This window comes from Cytobacillus sp. FSL W8-0315 (assembly GCF_038002905.1).
Lineage (GTDB): Bacteria > Bacillota > Bacilli > Bacillales > Cytobacillaceae > Cytobacillus > Cytobacillus pseudoceanisediminis.
The window spans coordinates 4,425,242-4,444,027 of the sequence record NZ_JBBOOC010000001.1; the positions used below are offsets into that span (position 1 = coordinate 4,425,242).

Consider the following 18,786-nt stretch of genomic DNA (forward strand, 5'->3'; position numbering starts at 1 on the left):
GAGAAGGAGGCCCCTTCTCTCTTTTGTTCTATTTTCTCTTTAGTTTTTCAACATCTTTCTCTGCTTTTGCCAGCGCTTTTTCTGGCTTCGTTTTTCCTAGCAGCACACTGTCTATATGCGGATTGATGCGGTTTTGGTAATCAGGATACTTTACTGGAACCGGAAACAATTGCGTTTGATCCAGGTTTTTCACCGAAGCTTCATATACGTACTTATCATCGCCCTTTAGTTCATTAACAACTGCTTCTGCAGCTTCTTTGTTTGCGACATTATCATAGTTTTTCATAGCCCAGTATTTTTGTGCCTCCGGGCCAGCTAAATACTTGATAAATTTCATAGCTTCCTCAGGATGTTTGGCTCCTTTCGGTATTTCAGCTACGAAACCGCCGCCATCGCTCCAATTCCCCGAACCTTTTTCAAATGCAGGAATTGGAGCTACACCAAAGTTCATATCCTCTCCGTAGTCACGAATCTGTGTGTAAAACGTGCCGATATCAACCCACATTGCCACTTTGCCTGCTATGAATGGATTTGACTGCTCACTGCCAAATTCAGCTTCAAAAGATTGAACTGTCTTCTCACCAAGACGCTCTTTCCATCCCAGCAGCCATTGAAGCGCTTCCTGCTTTTTAGGTGTATTGATATAAAGTTCTCCATCTTGAATGAATCCTTTTCCGCCGTCAGCGCTTGTCATCCAGCTGGCCGCACCAATGCTGCCCCATAGCGGATAAAAGCCAACTCTCTCATATCGGTCTCCATCCTTTATATCAAGCTTTGCGGCGTACTCCTCCAGTTCCGCCCATGTTGCTGGCGGCTTTTCCGGATCAAGTCCAGCTTCTTTAAAAGCATCTTTATTGTAAAATAGCAATCTTGTATCTGTATTGAATGGAACTGCATAAGGTTTGTCCCCGTACATTACCGTTTCCCATAAATGAGGATAAAATTGATTTTTGAAGGATTCATTGATATACTTGCTCAGATCTTCTGATTGGGCGTTTTCAGCTCGCTGGGCGACTGAATTAATATCGTTTATAATAACATCAGCCGGGTTTCCCGCTGCGACGGATGCCAGGTTCTTTGTCCAAATATCTCCCCAGGGCAAATATGTATGCTTTACAAAAACCTCATCCTGTGAATTGTTAAAATCCTCTATGATTTTTTCTATGATCGGACGCCTCGTTTCCGAACCCCAGAAGCTCCAAAAATCAACAATTACTTTTCCATCCTTCGTTTTTTCTGCCTGAACACTTTCCTCACCAGAACAGCCTGCCAAGGTGCCAATAAGCAGGATGGCGGAAATGATAAAGATTAATCCCTTTTTCATGATGCTCCCCCTAAATCATATTTAATCTTCAGCTTTAAGCTTGTGCCTAACCCCTGCGCAAAGGAAAAATACTGGCCAGCAAATAAATTAATTAACAACTAAGATAGTACTACCCTGATATTTGGGGATAAAACATTATTTTGAAAAAATTCTCGTAATATGTAAATTTTCAGGGCTTTACGCCTAATAAAAAAAGACCCCTAAAAAGGAGTCTGAATTAAGGAGTTTTTTGAATACTGTGCGCAATGGCTTCCAAATACTCAATGAATATGGCACCTTCTTCAGAGGGAACTGCATACATTATCTCACTGTCCATTGACTTGAAATATACTTCACCACGCTCGTTCCAGACTTTCACCTTTACAGATTCTTTGCCTTTCATAATAAATTGGATATCATATAATGGTTTGGAGTCGATGACGGCCTCTGCAGGCATTGCCGAATTTATGGCAGTTCTTGCCGTGCTTTCCCACTTTTCATCTTTTACAGTCGCGGTTTCAGCAGAATACGTTCCATCAGCAGAGAAGGAATTCTCAGTTTCTGATAGAGCAATAGCTGTTTGACTGATAAAACTATCTCCAAGCATATCTGCACTGCTGCTGCCCCCTGTCGTTGAATCCTCAGAAAAAATAATGAAAGCGAACATAATACAAGCAGCCATTACTGCGGCAGCAGATAAAAATTTAGGAAAAATATTTTTCTTTCTTTTTGGCCTATCCTCTATACCACTCCATATTTTTTGCAGGCTATCCTGTTTTTGCTTTTGCGATCGCGGAATACGGTCTAATTCACGAAAAGAATTATCGAATCCGAATGAGCTCTTCATGGATTTCCCCCCTTTTCTGCAATTCTTTTTTTAGTGCTGCGAGTGCCCTGGAAGTGGTGATTTTAACTTTGTTTTCGTTCCAATTCAAGATTTCGGCCGTTTCTTTGATTGAAAACTCCTTTATTTTTCTCAAAATCAGCACTTCTTGATAGCTTAATTTCAAATGTCGGATTGCTTCATATAAGAGTGTAACTTTTTCACCCTTAATCATAATCTCGGTTGGAGTCTCTTCATCTGATTGGAGCTGGAATTTTTCAATTGAGAAAAATTTGAATCTGTTTTTTTTACGCAGATAATCAATGGCTACATTTCTTGATATTCGGACCAGCCATGTAAAGATCTGGGATTCCCCATTAAATTGGCTCATGTATTTATAAGCTTTAATAAAGGTGTCCTGTGTCAGATCTTCGGCGACTTCCTTATCATTCACGAGAAGAAATATGTATCCATAAATTCGATCGCTGTATTCGCTGTATATATCTTCAAAAGCTTCTGCCGATATTCTCTCCATTTTGGCGCCCCCTCGCGTATTATTAGACGAATGAAAAATAAAAAAGAAACACTATTCCAATATTTATGTAAAATAATCAAATCAAATTTCATGCAGGTCAAAATACAAATTCTGTTCATTTATCCTATTTTTCCTAAATGTTCTGATTCCTTTGTATTAATTAAGACGAATTCCGAAGAAAGAGTCCTTTTCACTGTAACCATTCTTCCAGCCAGAATTCATAAGTAATACAAAGAAAGTTACACTTCAAAATACCCATTTTCATATAATTTACTTGCTATTTTCCTATTGGATTGACGAAAGGCATCTTTTAAAGTTCCCCCTCTTTTTATTCATTTTATCATTCTGGAAAAATACTGCCTCCCTCCTTTTTCTTATTTTTTCCAAAAATTATTATTATTCCAATATTTCCGGGTAAAAATGATTCCTTTCATCTAGATATAACCAGGTTAAGTTGATTCTTTAAGACTGTAACCTTATGAATGCTCTAAAACCTTCTAGCTATTTTATTCATTCCCCAGCAATAAACTTCATTTTTCGACAATCTCCAGCTGATTATTCAGCTAAAGTTCTTGTTAGCGGAAGGGTTTTCCATTTTTGGAAGAAACCCTTAGGAGGTGATCGAGTTCATTTTGCCGGAAAACACTATTTAAGGAATTAAACAAAACAAGGAGGGAATTTTTTGAAAAGAAAAAGAAAATCATTGAATCGCATTCTTTATGTGATGCTGACAGCTTTTTTGATTTTGCCCCTGATGTTCCCAGGCATGGGATCAGCTGAAAGTAAAAGCTCTCCGCATACCTCAGTTAAGCAAGCTGCACCTCAGACAGCAAAAAGCAAAATAAACAGCTCATTGCTGAAACAATTTGATAAAAAAGATAAAGTAACATTCCTGATAAAATTTAAAGAACAAGCTGATACTTCAGCAGCAGCCAAGAAAGCTCAAAAAGCGGCTGCATCCCAAAAACTGACAGCCTCTAAATCCAAGTACATGAAACGCTCTGCAGTCCTATCCTCACTAAGATCTACAGCTATTGAAACTCAAGGCCAAGTCACAAATTTCCTTCAACAGCAGGAAAAAGACGGCAAGGCAAAAGATGTTCAATCCTTCTACATCGTCAACGCCATTGCAGTAACAGCTACAAAGGACATTATGGAAAAAATCGCCATGTTTCCTGAAGTAGAAAAAATCCTTCCAAACGAAACCAGACAGCTTCATAAGCCAGTAAAGGAAGCCGAAAAAGCTCTCAAAACACAAGCAGAAACAAGTTCAATCGAGTGGAATATTGACCGTGTCGGTGCTCCTGCAGTATGGGAAATGGGAATCGACGGATCGGGTACTGTCGTTGCATCCATTGATACAGGTGTTCAGTGGAACCACCCGGCGTTAAAAGAAAAATACCGGGGCTATAACCCAGCACAACCTGATTCACCAACGCATGAATTCAGCTGGTTTGATGCCACTGCAGGCCAGGCAGCACCATATGATGATCAGGGACATGGTACCCACGTAACTGGAACAATGGTGGGTTCCGAGCCAAATGGAGCCAATCAGATCGGGGTTGCACCTGGTGCGAAATGGATTGCAGTAAAAGCCTTCACTGCAAGCGGCGGAACTGACATAGATCTGCTTGAAGCAGGTGAATGGATTCTAGCTCCAAAGGATGCTGAAGGAAACCCGCATCCTGAAAAAGCTCCGGATGTTGTCAACAATTCATGGGGCGGCGGACCTGGGCTGGATGAGTGGTATCGTCCAATGGTTCAGGCATGGAGGGCAGCTGAAATTTTCCCAGAGTTCTCTGCCGGAAACACAACTTTGTTTAATCCAGGCGGACCTGGTTCCGTTGCAACACCGGCTAACTACCCGGAATCATTCGCAACTGGTGCGACAGACATTAATAATGGTTTAGGCAGCTTCTCATTGCTGGGACCATCACCATACGATGAAATTAAACCTGATGTATCCGCACCCGGGGTCAACATTCGTTCCTCAGTTCCCGGAAGCGGATATGAAGGCGGCTGGAATGGAACTTCCATGGCTGGCCCGCATGTTTCTGCGGTTGCCGCGCTGCTCCGCCAGGTTGATTCAAGTCTGACTGTTGAAGAGATGGAGGAAATTTTACTGACTACCTCTACTCCATTGACAAATGGTACTTATCCTGAGACACCAAATAATGGTTTTGGATATGGGCTCGTCAATGCCTTCGATGCGGTTTCTTCCGTACTGACCGGTCTTGGAAAAATTAAAGGCCAGGTTGCAAAAGAAGGAGATGACTCAGAAGCTCCCGCAGCCAATCACGAAGCACCTCAGGAAACATATGCAGGAATGGATCTGGCACTTGAATTGACGGCATCAGATAATGTAAGCGTCACAAGAGTTGATCTTGAATACTTAAAAGCTGACGGCAGCTGGGCAGCCATTGAGGCCGAAAGAACAGCTGGAAACTATAAAGATGGTACTTACCAGGCAGTGATTCCTGGAGAAGACATCGCCGAGCCTTCAGTTACTTATAAATGGAAGGTCAATGATTTTGGCGGAAATCTAACTGAAACTGACTCCTATGAAGTTGCAGTAAGACCTGGAATCAGCATCGGCTATTCTCAGGACTTTGAAGCACAGCCGGTCGGCTGGACTTCATATGGAGCGGAAAACAGCTGGGAGTGGGGTACCCCATCTTCAGGTCCTGGCAATGCAGCATCCGGAGAAAAAGTATATGCAACTAAACTTGACGGCAACTATGCAAATAGAGCAAACATGAATCTTCAGATGCCTCCTATTGACCTGCCGGAAGGCAATGCCTACCTTCAGTTCAAGCAATGGCACGAGCTTGAAAACCGTTATGATTACGGCCATGTATTCGTTTCAACTGACATGGAAAACTGGGAACAGGTTCTTCGAGTAAATGGTAATACAACAGAGTGGGTTAATGCAGAAGTGGATCTAAGTGCGTATTCAGGACAAAGAATTTATGTAGCATTCAATGTGACTACAGATGGATCAGTACAGAAGCAAGGCTGGTATATCGATGATGTTCAATTATCTGATACTCCAGTTGAACCTGCAGGTAAAGCTCAGCTTGGCATCAGCAAAGATAAACCTTCTGCAGAATTAAAGAAAGAAAAGGTAAATCCGGATAGCATTGTTCCTAAAAAGGATACTCCTGCAAAAGATGATGATAAACAGCAGCAGCCTGCGCCTGTGCTGCTTCCGCTTACTGCCGAAGTAAGTGTGCTGGAATCAGGCAGGTCCGTATTTACCAATCCTCAAAATGGAACGTTTGAAATGACACATGCTTCTGGAGATTTCACTGTAAAAGCGGAAGCTTACGGTTATCGTTCTCAAACGCAAAGCGTAAATATCCCGCAGGATGGAGAAGCGACTGCAAACTTCGTCCTTGAGGAAATACCAAAAGGCACAGTCACAGGTGTTGTGACAAATGAAGCAACTGGGGAGCCTGTTGCGAACACTTCACTACTTTTAATAGAAGATGCAGCAGTACAGCCAGTAACAACTAATGAAAATGGTGAATATACAATCACAGCCTACGAAGGCACATACACTTTAAAAGCTATGGCACCTTCCTACTACAGCAAGGAGCAGAGCATCACAATCGAAGGCGGCTCTTCTTTAGAGCAAAATATTGAGCTAAAGCCATTTATCGGATACCCGGGTGAAATCGGATATGATGATGGTACAGCTGAAAATGCACGTGCATTCTACGATGCCGGCAACGGCTGGGCAGTTAAGATGTCCCTTGCATCCGGCCATGACAGTGCGATGGTTACTGGCGGCTTATTCCGCTTCTGGGATACCAGCTGGCCGACTCCGGGCGGAACAGACTTCAAAGTGGAAGTATATGATGCAAGCGGACCAGATGGGGCACCTGGCAAAAAGCTGGCAGGTCCATTTGAAGCAACAGCCTTAAGAAACGGTGAATGGACACATGTAGATCTTAGTGACGAAGGAATCGTTACAAATGGCGACTTCTATCTGGTATATATCCAATCAGCACCAAACCCTAATGCTCCTGGTCTTGGTACAGATGAGGATGGAGAAAATGCAGGACGCAGCTGGCAGCTTGTAGGCGGTGCATGGTCTCCTGCTCCAGAGGATGAAGGAAACTATATGATCCGTGCCACAGTGAACTATGAAGTAACTGCACCAGTCATCACTTCTCCGGCTGACGGAGCCTTCACAAACCAAGGGAAGGTTACAGTTGAAGGTACTTCGGCTCCTACAACTACTGTAAAAGTATTTAATAATGGAGAGGAAGTCGCATCAGCAGAAACAACTGAAGAAGGTACATTCTCAAGTGAAGTTTCACTTTCTGAAGGGGAAAATACTCTTACAGCGAAGGCAGCTACAGAGTCTGGGTCTACTGATGCCTCTGAATCTGTAAAAGTAATATATGACAAAACAAAGCCGGAATTGACAATATCAAGTCCTGCAGATAAATCCAAAACAAATAAAGAAACAGTCACTGTTAAAGGAACCGTTTCAGATGATAACCTTGATTGGGTTAAAGTAAACGGCCAGGCAGCAAAGATTACAGATGGTGAATACTCTCTTCGCATCCTGCTGGATGAAGGTGAAAACACCATTACGGTAACAGCACAGGATAAAGCGAAGAACACCGAAGAAAAAACGATCACGGTCGAAGCTAAGTATACCGCTCCAGCCATAGAAAATCTTCTTCCTGCAGAAGACAAGGAACTTAAAAAAGGCGAATCGGTAAAAATCGAATTTGATAGTGAACCAGGGTTAAAAGCGACGTTTGCCATCAGAATGCCTTTAACAAATGCAGGGGGACAGGTGAATAACGCTACTGAGCTTCCAATGATGGAAACTTCCCCAGGCCATTATGTCGGCTACTATACTGCCACTTCAAATGTAAAGGCACCTGGTGCCGAAATTGAAGTGAAAGTAACGGATAACTACGGCAATGAAACTCGCAAGACAGCAGAGGGCAAACTGTGGATTAATGCGAAAAAGAATTAATAATCAGATGAAAAGGCGGGCCATTTTTATTAAGGCCCGCCTTTTTGCACTTATTGATTTAATAATTTTCTTTTTTTAGTTATTAAGCCATTAAACTCTTTATCCAATTCCGCATATTTGCTGTCACCCGGAACAAGCAGACTGAGTTCTCCCAGTATCACACTGATGCGGTTATCAATAACCATAATTTGCTCTTTCATGGAGTCATGGTCTTTTTCCTGTTTGGAATTCCTGGATTTAATCTGATATTCCCTCAGGTCCATTTCAAATCTGGTAATTTTATTATCTTTAAATACAAGTAACCTTGAGCTTAACTTCTCCAAAAAGTATAGATCATGAGAAATAATGATGAGCGTCCCTGAAAATTCTTTGAGTGTTTTTTCAAATTGTTCCCTGCTCGGCAAATCCAAATGATTCGTCGGCTCATCTAGTATTAGCACATCATATTCTTTTAAAAGCATATCTGTAAGCTTGACCCTAATTCGCTCTCCCATACTAAGCTGTTCAATCGGCTGATTTAACTTCGCTTCCTTCATCCCCAAATTCGCTAACAGGGTCCTTGCCTTGTAAATCATTTCACGATCGGTGAGATCAAGTGCCTCAACGGCATTTTTGGTTAAGGGCAAATCATTGATATCCTGATTTAAATAAGCAATCTTTAAAGTGCTGCTGACCCAAAGTTCTCCATCAGAAGGCGGTACTTCATCTAAAAGCATTCGGATAAATGTGGTCTTGCCTGCCCCGTTTGCTCCAAGAATCCCTATTTTTTCACCGTGCTTGATATAAAATTGGCTATCCTCGAAAAGAGTCCGATCGCCAAAGCTTTTTGAAAGGTTTTTAGCTTCAATGATTCTCTTCCCTCTTTTGCCTGACGCATCAAATTGAAAATGTACTTTCCCCTCTTCTTCCGGCTTCTCAACTTTATTTTTATCCAGCTCCTGCTGAAGTCTTTTCATTTTTGACTTAATCTGCTGATCCATCTTTTTGGCTTTCACTCTGTGATATTCTTTAAATCCCATCTGCCTATTCTCAGAAGGACTTCCGCCTTTAGTTGATTCCCTGTGAGCTTTTTCAGACCACTTTTTTAAATTGGACATCTGATTTTCGATTCTTTCGATCTCTTTCTGCTGTACATTAAATTGATGTAGCTGATCATCAAAGTTTTTCTGTTTTTGCTCCCGGTATGCTGTGTAATTACCCTGATAAATGGTGAGAATGCCTTCCTGTAATTCGAAAATTTTCCCGACTGCCTGATCAAGGAAATGACGGTCATGGGAAATGATCAGAACCGGGCCGCTGAAATTGCAGATTTCGCTAATTAGCCATTCGATGCCCTGTAAGTCCAAATGATTAGTAGGTTCATCCAAAATCAGCATATCCGGGTTAGATGACCAGACTTTAGCTAAAGAAAGCTTCAGTCTTTCACCGCCGCTCAAAGAATCAAGTCTATCCGGCTCCCATTCATGGAGTTTTGAAAGGCCTAGTTTGCTTGCCTGCTGAAGAATCTCTTCATCTGGAGATTGGTTGAAATCGCGAATTTCACTGACAGAATAGTCTGCCGACTGATGCAGGTAGCCAATTCTGCATGGCTCCTTCATCCGCTCGATAGTGCCTTTATCCGCTTGAATACTGCCGAACAAAATATCGGCCAGTGTAGTTTTACCTGTGCCATTTAAGCCAACAAGGCCGATGCGGTCCTGCTGATAAATATCGAAGTCCAAATTAGAAAACACCGTTTTATCACCGAATGACTTTTGAAGACCCCTGGCCATGAGAATCGGCAGGTTATTATTGTTCTGATTGCTGATTATACGTTTATTTGCACACATAAAAAAACCTCCCCATACCCGGAGAGGATTGTGCACCCATCATTGGAAATGGTGCAAATACATAATAAACATGCGCCTAAATAAAATTTGATCCGCTTACAGACAAATATAGTAACCATCAGTTCCGATAAGGGATGACTAAAAAAGGGCACACTAATCCTATGTTCTCCGGGTTAAACTTTTTAAATGTAAAAAGATACCAGAAAAAATAAGATTATAACTTCATGCCCCTAAATCATCCTTTCAAACTCTTTGATTGTAGTATATAAGCTTCTGGCTTTTATTGTCAATAGGCAAATGATCAGCAGCTTTAATGCAAGTATCTGCCTGCTTGTCATTAATCAATCCTGATATGCTTGTTGGTTAGCTCCTTAAGCATATTTAATATCGTTGCTCTTTCCTCCAGGTTAAAACCGCTTACCCACTCTGAAACAAGCTTGTACTCGCTTTTATGCATTTCCCGCTGAAGTCCACCCTCCAATATCGAGTATATTTCCCTCATCGTATTTTCCCGATCCTGAGTTTTAAGTTCATCCATTTTGCAAACCTCCCATTTTCGTTTATGCTGCTTCTTTTCCCTATTTGGCTTATTAGGAAACACGAGTTTGCAATTAGTGAATTTGCTGACTGATTTCAGGTTTTTGTATGCGGAGACGGATTTTTATGCGCGGGTATTTGTTTGTATTGCGCGGGATTTTTCCTTTTGCGCGCACTTTTTTTTTTGCGCGGAGACAGACTCTTTGCGAGTGGATATTTTCATTTTCAAGCGGAATTTGCCGTGGCTTCTCACACTCACATCCAAAGGTATGTATGCATATAAAAGAAAAGCAGGTCCCCCTGCTTTTCTTTTAATCTATTACCACTTAAAGCAAGAAGCACCTACGATGATCAACAGGATGAACAGAACAACGATTAGCGCAAAACCGCCGCCGTATCCAGCTCCGCCATATCCAGCTCCACCATATCCACAGCCGCCATATCCGTAGCCATACATTATAGAATCCCCTCCCTTACTAATAAACTCTGTCTCCATGTTTAATTATTAGAATCCGCCATAACCCCAAGAAGCACCGATAATAATCAGTAAAATAAACAAAACAACTAAAAGGGCGAAACCGCCGCCGTATCCACATCCGTCTGACATAGTCAATTACCTCCTTTGTTTGATTCAATATATCCTATTCAATTCACCCAATTTGTGCGATAGACGAATACACAGTTTTCATCGCAAAAAAGAAGCCTTCCGTGTGAAGGCTTCTGCTTTTTGCTGATATAACAGTATTTCCAGACTATCTTCCTTGAAAAAATAGGCAATTTTATTATTTTTTATGAGCTAGAGTGGCTTGGATTCCTTTAGCGGATTGGACGGGTTCTTTTTCTTTAATTTCCTCAGTCAGCTGTTCCAGGCTTTGCCGGACGTTTCCTTTGCCAGAAAAATTTTGGAGAAGCTCCTTCACGTCTATGCCAGACGAAGCTTTCAGGCTTTCCTGCATCGTGGACATCAGGTTGGTGGCATAGCCAGTTACTTTATTGGCCCCGCCATTATTGCTGTCACTTCCTGTATCTACCACTGTAATCTTATCAATATTTGATAGCGGGCTTGCAAGCTGCTTCGCATATTCCGGAAGCATGTTAATGACCATATCCATCATGGCCGCCTGGCCATACTGTTCAAACGCTTCAGCGATTTTCCTCTTTGCCTCCGCTTCCGCCAGTCCTTTGAGGCGGATGATTTCGGCTTCTGATTCACCTTGAGCGCGCTGTGAATCAGCCTTCGCCATTCCATCTGCCCTAACTCTTTCAGCTTCGGCACGGGCCTGTGATTCAATCCGATATTGGTTTGCATCCGCTTCGGCAATCTGCTTTTTCTTTTCAGCCTCTGCTGCCTGCTCAACAGCGTACCTGTCTGCATCAGCTTTCTTTTTCACTTCGGAATCATATTGGCGTTCTCTTCTTAAGATTTCTTTTTCTTCAAGCTCAATTTGCTTTTGGCGTTCAATGATCCTGATCTGCATTTCATGCTCCGTAACTTCTTGCTTTGCCCTGGCCGTTTCAAGGTCATATGCCTGGTCAGCCCGGGCTTTGGCAATATCCTGCTCCCTTCTGTAATCAGCCATTTTCATTTGATTTTCCTTCTCAGCTTCTGCTATCTCTGTCGCTCTTTCAAGTTCTGCCTTTTGGGCATCCTTGGCTGCTTCCGCCCGTTTTATCCGGGTTTCCTTTTCAGCTTCAGCTGTGGCAATATCCGCATCCCGCTTAACCTGAGCAATTCTTGGCCTTCCCAGTGAGTCCAGGTAGCCATTTTTGTCGCGGACATCTTTGATTGTGAAAGAAACGATGATCAGGCCCATTTTAGCCAAATCCTGTGATGCAACCCTTTGAACCTCCTGGGAAAATTTATCCCTATTTTTGTATATTTCTTCGACTGTCATAGAACCCAGAATTGACCGTAAATGCCCCTCTAGAACTTCTTTCGCTTCATTTTCACGATCTTCCTTTGATTTACCAAGGAATTGTTCTGCAGCAGTAGCAATTTCTCCAATACTCCCGCCGATTTTTATGATTGCAGTACCATCTGCCATGACAGGGACTCCCTGTTCGGTATATACTTCCGGAGTGGTAACCTCCAGTTTGCTTGAAAGGAGACTCAATGGCTCTGCCTGCTGAAAGACCGGCAATACAAATGTTCCTCCGCCTCTAATTATTTTTATCTTATTTCCGGATTCGTCCACATGGACATTTTTGCTGCCCAAATAACTTCCTGTTACGATTAACGCTTCATCTGGCCCTGCAGTCCGATATTTTGTAATGAACACACCAAGAAGCGCAATTAGCAAAAATGCTGCAATTCCAATTACAACCCAAATCATTAGCATTATATGTCCCCCTGTCTATAATTCTTTATAATCGATAACTTTAATAACTCCATTTTCCACTTCAACGATCAGCACATTGCTGCCTTCTGCTATAAACGTATTTTCATAGCTTAGGGCAGGCTTGGAAATTCTCCCGCTTATATTTTCAATCAAAACCTCACCGAAACCGTTCTCCGGTATAGGTATTAATACCGTACCTAATCTTCCCCTTAAGGATTCATCTGTGTAAACGAGAGATTCTTCAGCAGATGATAATGGAATAAGAACAAAGATATTCAGCAGTACATCCAGCAGTCCTGCAATTCCAGCTCCTATCAAGAGAATGACCACGCTATTAAGAGAGGTTGCCGTTTCAAAGATATAGCCTGCAGCGGAAAGAAAAGTGATAAATGCAAGAATCAGTACAGGATTTAGAAAACTTCCCTCCCCAATTCCGTCAGCAATATCTCCAAAAAACACATACAAAATAATTAAGATGCCCGAAAAAATAAGTGTGAAGAGATATATTGTCTGAATAGGAAAACCAAATAGTTCCATTACATCACCCTATCCATATTTTATTGTCCATCTATTCTATCCCATGCCTCCTTTCCCTTTTCCCTTAACGGATTAATTTATATACGGACAAAAACCTGTAATTGTTTCATTTTTCGCAGTTTTTTCCATATTCATACTTCTATCTGTTCAGCTTGTCTAACTTTGAGCCCATTTTTGTCATTTTCATCTCTATTTCTGCATACCTTATTTTGGGACTAAAATTCGCCACTGGGGATTAAATGCCGAAAATTGGTGGAATAGACGAATATATCTAGTTAGCGGAGGGATAGGGAACATGACAAGATCTGAATTGCATATGGGGAAGCCAAAGAGCAAATTTATGCTGATGTCAATTGTCCTATTGGGCTTTTTTGCTGCTGTCTTTACAGCATTATATTTTTATTCTCAAAGCCTCATTAATATAGAAGCCCCTAAAAAAGAACTAGGTGAGAAAATTATTATCCAGCTTCCTTCCGGAAAGAGTGTATTTACATATGAGAACCTGGTTGTTAAAGAAGAAGGAAAGCTTTTTTATAAGGGCGAAAGAAATACTCTGGATCTGACTGGCGGTACTATTGTTTATGAAGAATGGGAATAAACAGAGATAAGATACTCTGCTCCTTATCCCGGGGCAGAGTCATTTTATTTTGAAGAAATCCACTGGCAGTTGACAAAATGTTTTTAAATCCTTTAAGATGAGCAAAAAATGGCGAGGAGAAATGACTTTGAAGGTAATGAAAAATGTTTTTTTTACAGCTTTGGCTACAGTTATTTCATTTTTCGGCATAAAAAAAATGACAAGCACCACTCACAAAATGAAAAAAATCGGACATCGGGGAGCAGCCGGCTACTGTCCTGAAAATACATTCCCTTCATATGACCGTGCGATCGAAATGGGTGCAGATTATCTGGAAATTGATGTCCAATTAAGCAAGGATGGAAAGATTGTTGTGATTCACGATTCACTTGTCGACCGCACAACTGACCATAAAGGCAAGGTGTCCGATTTTACCTTTGACGAGCTCAGAAAGATGGATGCCGGAAGCTGGTTTTCCCAAAAATTCCGCGGTGCCTGCATCCCTTCTTTCGAAGAGGTTTTAGACAAATATGCAGATCGCGTCGGGCTTTTAATTGAATTAAAAAAACCTTCCCTGTACCCTGGCATTGAAAAAATGATTGCAGAGGAACTAAAGAAAAGAAATTTTCACACAAAAGGGGACGACCATATTATTGTTCAGTCATTCGAAACCGAATCAATGAAAAGATTCCATGAATTGGTGCCGGAAATCCCTGTCGCCATCTTAATTAACTATCCGCCTGACACTGTTGAGATTAAAAATATTGCTGAATATGCCAGTTACCTGAACCCAAAATGGACTGTGGTTAATAAACGCGTGATCGATCTGATTCACTCAAATCACATGAAAGCAATCGCCTGGACTGTGCGTTCCAGGAAAGAGGCAGAAAAGTTGAAGCATTATCCACTGGATGGGATTGTTGCCGATTATCTAGATCTTATTGAATAACAAAAGATGCAGACCAATAATGGTCTGCATCCTTTATTTTGAAAGATAAGGAAGTATAAAATTCCGAAGGCCGACAACTGTCTGTACAAACAGCCTCCCCCCTCGGGGTGAGGCCCCAGGACATGCGAGGACGTGGCGTTCTTAGTCTGCGTTCCTTCGCGGGCAAGGCGCTTCCGCTTTTCTTATAGCACCGCCTGTTTTCTCCCAGATTCCAGGAGCAGCTTCAGGGTTTCCAAATCACTTTCAGCCGGAAGAGCAAATGGCTTTTGATAAGCTTCCGGCCCCTTTCCGGTAATAAAAATCCAGTCACTCTCCCCGGCTTCCCGCCATGCCTTCTGAATAGCCAAAGTACGGTCGGGAATCACTTCCCCCTTACCGCATCCAAATTCTTTATTCAGCCGATGCAATTGGCTTATCATCTCATCCTCAGATTCATCGTTTAAATCATCAGCCGTTAAGTAAAATTTATGGCAGTATTTTGCAGATGCCTTAATCATGTCCATGCGCTTAGATTGATCTCTTCCTCCGCGGAATCCATAAATTTGAAAGATTCTTTCCGCTCCCTGTTGCCTCGCTGCTTCCAGGCAATATTCAAACGCATCCACAGTATGGGCATAATCCACAACGAACTTAGCTCCTGAAGGGTGGATTATAGTTTCAAAACGGCCCGGGATGCCCGGGAATCCAGCCAGGGCCTTAATAATATCTGCAGTGTCTATCCCCAGATCAACGCCTGTCAAAAAAGCCATTGCTGCATTATAGACATTATGGTGTCCCGGAAGAGGAAATTCAATTTCAAAAGACTGACCTTTCATCTCCAAAATAAATACTGTTCTCCCATTAATAGCAACGTCTTTTATTGAACAGCACTGATCATCACCAAGCAAAATCAAAGGAATCTTTTCTTTTTGCAGGTCCTCTGCCATTTTTTCTCCCCATGAATTATAGAGATTTATAACTCCTTTACCGCCGTCTTTTAGTAAGGTGAAGATTTTCTTTTTATCAAGAAAATACTGATCCATATTTTCATGATAATCAAGATGGTCATGAGCCAGATTAGTAAATAGTCCGTAATCTAATTCCAGACCTTCTGTTCTCGATTGTTCCAGCGCATGTGAAGAAATCTCCATAACGACAAACTCATCAAGGCTTTTACTCAGCATTTTTTGGATCTGTAAAGCATCTGGTGTAGTATTGCTGGTCTTATATTCCCTGTTATTAATAATATTGGATACAGTTCCCAAGAGGGAACATGTCCTGCCTGCAGTCTCCAAGATATGCTTTAAAATATAGGCAGTGGTCGTTTTCCCATTTGTTCCTGTTATGCCAATTATTTTATGTTTCCTTGATGGACGATCATAAAAACAGCTTGCCAGCTTCCCCAAACTGGGTCTGCTATCCGTTACTTTTATATAGGGCACATTCAATTCAAGGGCTTCTTCACCCACCACGGCAGCCGCCCCATTTTCAACAGCTTGTCCAATAAAATGATGTCCATCTGTCTGAAAGCCTTTAATCGCAACAAAAAGGCTTCCTTTCCTCACTTTGCGTGAATCCATTTCAATCCCTCTAATTTCAGGATCGTTTGTAAAAACATCCATCTCCCCACTATCCTTTAGGCACTTAATAACCTGGGATAATTTCATATTTCTGTCTCCTTTAATGTTTAAACATCAAGTAATTTGGTGTATAAGTCTATATTCATTATCTTTTGTTTTCCCATATTTACAGGAAATATGCCTCTAAAGGACACAAATAACGGGGGGGATCGGAAAATCGTCTTAATATACTAGAATTGAGGATAAATTTGGGTGAATGCTTCTGGAAAATAAGCGATTCACCCTATTGAAATACCAGCTTACTTGCGTTTTAGACTATAGACAATGGCCGCTTTGCAAACTGGGATAAATACTTCACATTCAACCGGCTGTGCTGTGAAATAAGATAAGCATCCCTTGTAGCACCTGGTTTCCTTAACGTATTAAGGGCTCTTATCATCCCTGCTTCACTTTCCATGCCAACCCCATGCCCAAAGAACATCCCTCCGCCCAAATATACGGAATTCTCACCTGTCCAAACTGGATGACCATAATCAGGATTATAAAAATAAACCACATCACCAGGTATGAAATTCCTGCCTCTTTTTGTAACAATCGATAGATCATGGTCATAATTCCAGTCCCAAACAAGAAGCCCCTGAAATAGTGTATTGAAGCGGCTGACAGAGATGGAGTCCAAGACAGCTTTATAAAAAATCAGCACAATGGCTGTCGTACATTCAAAAGCATATTCCCAGCTGTTCGTAAACACATCCATAATCGCATCTGACGGTAAAACGGATGGATCGAGCAGGTATCCATATTTTGTCCCTCTCCATATGCGCGGATTGAAACGCGATGTGTTAAAGGGTGCAAATTCAACTCGGCTGGCATAAAGCTGCCTGGCTGCTTTGATGATGTTCTCCCTTAGAAGGATATCAAACAGCAGTTCATGCATTGAATCATATTGATGAGTCTCCGGACTGCTCTCCAGGGCAAGATAAATTTCACGCTGAACACCAAAAAAGCTGGAAACCCCCGGTTTATTTTGATTATTCGAAAGGATAATCATTGTCTTCCCCCCTTCAAATGAACTTATAGTAGCTTATGGTTTCTTTTGCAGGAGGGTTCCTTCAATATTTTTCTTCTCTTTTTCTACTCTTCGGAAAATGGAAGCGTTATTTATTATCGGAAAATATCTTTTTTTCTGAAATAGACTTGCTTTTCCTTTCATTTTACTTGTACAATATTCCACATATTCATAAGTTTCAGACTTTAACAATAATTCATTTTCAACAGGAGGCTTGTTTCATGGTGACTTTTTTAGGATCGATTGTTTTGCTAGTGGCAGGATACGCCACTTATTCGAAAGTAGTAGAGAAAATCTTTGGTATAAATGATAACATTCCTACACCGGCTTACACAGAAAATGACGGAATGGACTATGTTCCAATGAGCTGGTGGAAAGGCAGCCTGATCCAATTATTGAATATTGCAGGACTGGGTCCGATTTTCGGTGCTATCATGGGGGCTTTATATGGACCAGTTGCTTTTATCTGGATAGTGGCCGGTTCCATTTTTGCCGGCGCCGTTCACGATTATTTTTCAGGGATGCTCTCTTTGAGGCATAAAGGCGAGCAATTTCCCTCTATTGTTGGCAGATATTTAGGAAAACCGGCCAAAACAGCCATTAATATATTTTCTATTCTCTTAATGGTACTGGTTGCCGCTGCATTTACTGCTGGACCGGCACAGCTTATTTCCAGCATAACACCATTAAGTTTTATGGCTTCATTGTTCATTATTTTTGCTTACTTCATCCTGGCAGCTGTGTTGCCTGTAAACCGGATTATCGGAAAAATTTATCCTTTTCTCGGAGCTATTTTAATTTTTATGGCTGTATCCATTGCAGTCGCATTGCTATTCAGCGAAAAACCCATACCGAATGTAACGCTTTCTAACTTTCATCCCGGAGAGCTTCCTATCTGGCCTTTACTGATGGTCACCATTTCCTGCGGTGCCATTTCTGGATTTCATTCAACACAAAGTCCGATTGTCTCACGCACGCTGAAAAAGGAAAGCGACGGTAGAAAGGTTTTCTATGGAGCAATGATTGGAGAAGGAATAATCGCTTTAATATGGGCTGCAGCGGGCATGACCTTTTTCGGGGGAACAGGAGGTCTTCAGGAAGCTTTAGCAGCAGGAGGCCCAGCTGGAGTCGTTAATGAAATTTCGAGCAGCCTCCTAGGTACATTCGGAGGGATACTTGCTATCTTAGGCGTTATTATCCTTCCGATTACAACCGGTGATACAGCTCTCCGCTCTTCAAGAATGATGCTGGCTGAATCGCTGTCCTCTTTTATGAAGACGGATGGCAGATGGAAGGTTGTCATCACCACCTTACCAGTGGCTCTTCCAACTTTATACCTTGCAACAATCGATTACTCTTTCTTATGGAGATATGTTGGATGGACAAATCAGGTTACAGCTGCAGTCATGCTTTGGACCGCCACGATGTATCTCTTGAAAAATAAGAAATTCCACTGGATTTGCGGTGTGCCTGCCTTGTTTATGACAGGTGTAGTATCGACGTATATCTTCTATGCACCTGAAGGCTTTCAGATGGATTATCAATTGTCGATGATCATCGGTTCAGTCATTACGCTTGCTATTGCAGTATGGTATGTTTACCAGATAATAAAACATAGACAGCTTGGCAAAAATAGTACCAGCTTAACAGCAGCCTAACTGTAAATGCACCTCATTCACAAGAATGAAGGTGCATTTTTTTATTTGCTGAAATCCTTCAGACCAATACCC

At 41.7% G+C, this 18,786-nt stretch carries 15 protein-coding genes; 4 read left to right on the forward strand and 11 right to left on the reverse strand.

Translation table 11 applies throughout. The features are described 5' to 3' along the window. Positions 1–28 precede the first annotated feature (28 nt). From MKY20_RS22680 to MKY20_RS22690, 3 genes are all read right to left on the reverse strand, one after another. Positions 29–1,324, reverse strand: coding sequence for an ABC transporter substrate-binding protein (locus MKY20_RS22680; protein WP_341003078.1), 1,296 nt, complete (start codon positions 1,322–1,324; stop codon positions 29–31). A gap of 217 nt (positions 1,325–1,541) precedes the next feature. Continuing rightward, on the reverse strand, positions 1,542–2,150 hold the full coding sequence (locus MKY20_RS22685) for a hypothetical protein (RefSeq protein WP_009331112.1): 609 nt from the start codon (positions 2,148–2,150) through the stop codon (positions 1,542–1,544). Then, positions 2,125–2,661 (reverse strand): RNA polymerase sigma factor, encoded by a 537-nt coding sequence (locus tag MKY20_RS22690; RefSeq protein WP_019381590.1) that lies wholly within the window; start codon positions 2,659–2,661, stop codon positions 2,125–2,127. The genes MKY20_RS22685 and MKY20_RS22690 overlap by 26 nt, the downstream gene beginning before the upstream one ends. Positions 2,662–3,385: 724 nt before the next feature. Between MKY20_RS22690 and MKY20_RS22695 the strand changes: the two genes are divergently transcribed. Beyond that, positions 3,386–7,660, forward strand: coding sequence for a S8 family serine peptidase (locus tag MKY20_RS22695; protein ID WP_341003411.1), 4,275 nt, complete (start codon positions 3,386–3,388; stop codon positions 7,658–7,660). A 50-nt stretch (positions 7,661–7,710) separates the two neighbouring features. Here the strand turns inward: MKY20_RS22695 and abc-f are convergent, their stop codons facing one another. The 6 genes from abc-f to MKY20_RS22725 all read right to left on the reverse strand — a co-directional run bounded on the left by abc-f (position 7,711) and on the right by MKY20_RS22725 (position 12,902). Next, positions 7,711–9,489, reverse strand: coding sequence for a ribosomal protection-like ABC-F family protein (abc-f, locus tag MKY20_RS22700; RefSeq protein ID WP_341003079.1), 1,779 nt, complete (start codon positions 9,487–9,489; stop codon positions 7,711–7,713). 337 nt (positions 9,490–9,826) lie between these two features. After that, on the reverse strand, positions 9,827–10,027 hold the full coding sequence (locus MKY20_RS22705) for a hypothetical protein (protein ID WP_019381586.1): 201 nt from the start codon (positions 10,025–10,027) through the stop codon (positions 9,827–9,829). A 318-nt stretch (positions 10,028–10,345) separates the two neighbouring features. Continuing rightward, positions 10,346–10,483: a YjcZ family sporulation protein gene (locus MKY20_RS22710; RefSeq protein ID WP_019381584.1), complete on the reverse strand. Its 138-nt coding sequence runs from the start codon at positions 10,481–10,483 to the stop codon at positions 10,346–10,348. Positions 10,484–10,531: 48 nt separating this feature from the next. After that, the gene (locus MKY20_RS22715) at positions 10,532–10,633 is read right to left on the reverse strand and encodes a YjcZ family sporulation protein (RefSeq protein WP_019381583.1); all 102 of its coding nucleotides are present in this window, start codon (positions 10,631–10,633) and stop codon (positions 10,532–10,534) included. 175 nt (positions 10,634–10,808) lie between these two features. Then, positions 10,809–12,365: a flotillin family protein gene (locus MKY20_RS22720; protein ID WP_009331117.1), complete on the reverse strand. Its 1,557-nt coding sequence runs from the start codon at positions 12,363–12,365 to the stop codon at positions 10,809–10,811. Positions 12,366–12,380: 15 nt separating this feature from the next. Continuing rightward, positions 12,381–12,902, reverse strand: a complete 522-nt coding sequence (locus tag MKY20_RS22725) for a hypothetical protein (protein WP_019381582.1) — start codon at positions 12,900–12,902, stop codon at positions 12,381–12,383. A 295-nt stretch (positions 12,903–13,197) separates the two neighbouring features. Between MKY20_RS22725 and MKY20_RS22730 the strand changes: the two genes are divergently transcribed. Together MKY20_RS22730 and MKY20_RS22735 are read left to right on the forward strand one after the other, a co-directional pair. Continuing rightward, entirely contained in the window at positions 13,198–13,500 is a 303-nt protein-coding gene (locus tag MKY20_RS22730) for a hypothetical protein (RefSeq protein ID WP_019381581.1), read from the forward strand. A gap of 121 nt (positions 13,501–13,621) precedes the next feature. Continuing rightward, positions 13,622–14,428 (forward strand): glycerophosphodiester phosphodiesterase, encoded by an 807-nt coding sequence (locus tag MKY20_RS22735; protein WP_251174393.1) that lies wholly within the window; start codon positions 13,622–13,624, stop codon positions 14,426–14,428. A gap of 182 nt (positions 14,429–14,610) precedes the next feature. Here MKY20_RS22735 and MKY20_RS22740 read toward each other — a convergent pair whose 3' ends face one another. Beyond that, positions 14,611–16,074 (reverse strand): UDP-N-acetylmuramoyl-L-alanyl-D-glutamate--2,6-diaminopimelate ligase, encoded by a 1,464-nt coding sequence (locus MKY20_RS22740; protein WP_251174394.1) that lies wholly within the window; start codon positions 16,072–16,074, stop codon positions 14,611–14,613. A 223-nt stretch (positions 16,075–16,297) separates the two neighbouring features. Next, positions 16,298–17,038: a hypothetical protein gene (locus tag MKY20_RS22745; RefSeq protein WP_009331122.1), complete on the reverse strand. Its 741-nt coding sequence runs from the start codon at positions 17,036–17,038 to the stop codon at positions 16,298–16,300. A gap of 239 nt (positions 17,039–17,277) precedes the next feature. Here MKY20_RS22745 and MKY20_RS22750 point away from each other — a divergent pair, with 239 nt between their 5' ends. Further along, positions 17,278–18,714 (forward strand): carbon starvation CstA family protein, encoded by a 1,437-nt coding sequence (locus MKY20_RS22750; RefSeq protein ID WP_009331123.1) that lies wholly within the window; start codon positions 17,278–17,280, stop codon positions 18,712–18,714. Positions 18,715–18,786 lie beyond the last annotated feature (72 nt).

Coding starts and splice junctions, on each gene's coding strand:
- MKY20_RS22680 (WP_341003078.1), bottom strand. CDS start 1,324: ATGAAAAAGGGATTAATCTTTATCATTTCCGCCATCCTGCTTATTGGC.
- MKY20_RS22685 (WP_009331112.1), bottom strand. CDS start 2,150: ATGAAGAGCTCATTCGGATTCGATAATTCTTTTCGTGAATTAGACCGT.
- MKY20_RS22690 (WP_019381590.1), bottom strand. CDS start 2,661: ATGGAGAGAATATCGGCAGAAGCTTTTGAAGATATATACAGCGAATAC.
- MKY20_RS22695 (WP_341003411.1), top strand. CDS start 3,386: ATGCTGACAGCTTTTTTGATTTTGCCCCTGATGTTCCCAGGCATGGGA.
- abc-f (WP_341003079.1), bottom strand. CDS start 9,489: ATGTGTGCAAATAAACGTATAATCAGCAATCAGAACAATAATAACCTG.
- MKY20_RS22705 (WP_019381586.1), bottom strand. CDS start 10,027: ATGGATGAACTTAAAACTCAGGATCGGGAAAATACGATGAGGGAAATA.
- MKY20_RS22710 (WP_019381584.1), bottom strand. CDS start 10,483: ATGTATGGCTACGGATATGGCGGCTGTGGATATGGTGGAGCTGGATAT.
- MKY20_RS22715 (WP_019381583.1), bottom strand. CDS start 10,633: ATGTCAGACGGATGTGGATACGGCGGCGGTTTCGCCCTTTTAGTTGTT.
- MKY20_RS22720 (WP_009331117.1), bottom strand. CDS start 12,365: ATGCTAATGATTTGGGTTGTAATTGGAATTGCAGCATTTTTGCTAATT.
- MKY20_RS22725 (WP_019381582.1), bottom strand. CDS start 12,902: ATGGAACTATTTGGTTTTCCTATTCAGACAATATATCTCTTCACACTT.
- MKY20_RS22730 (WP_019381581.1), top strand. CDS start 13,198: ATGACAAGATCTGAATTGCATATGGGGAAGCCAAAGAGCAAATTTATG.
- MKY20_RS22735 (WP_251174393.1), top strand. CDS start 13,622: ATGACTTTGAAGGTAATGAAAAATGTTTTTTTTACAGCTTTGGCTACA.
- MKY20_RS22740 (WP_251174394.1), bottom strand. CDS start 16,074: ATGAAATTATCCCAGGTTATTAAGTGCCTAAAGGATAGTGGGGAGATG.
- MKY20_RS22745 (WP_009331122.1), bottom strand. CDS start 17,038: ATGATTATCCTTTCGAATAATCAAAATAAACCGGGGGTTTCCAGCTTT.
- MKY20_RS22750 (WP_009331123.1), top strand. CDS start 17,278: ATGGTGACTTTTTTAGGATCGATTGTTTTGCTAGTGGCAGGATACGCC.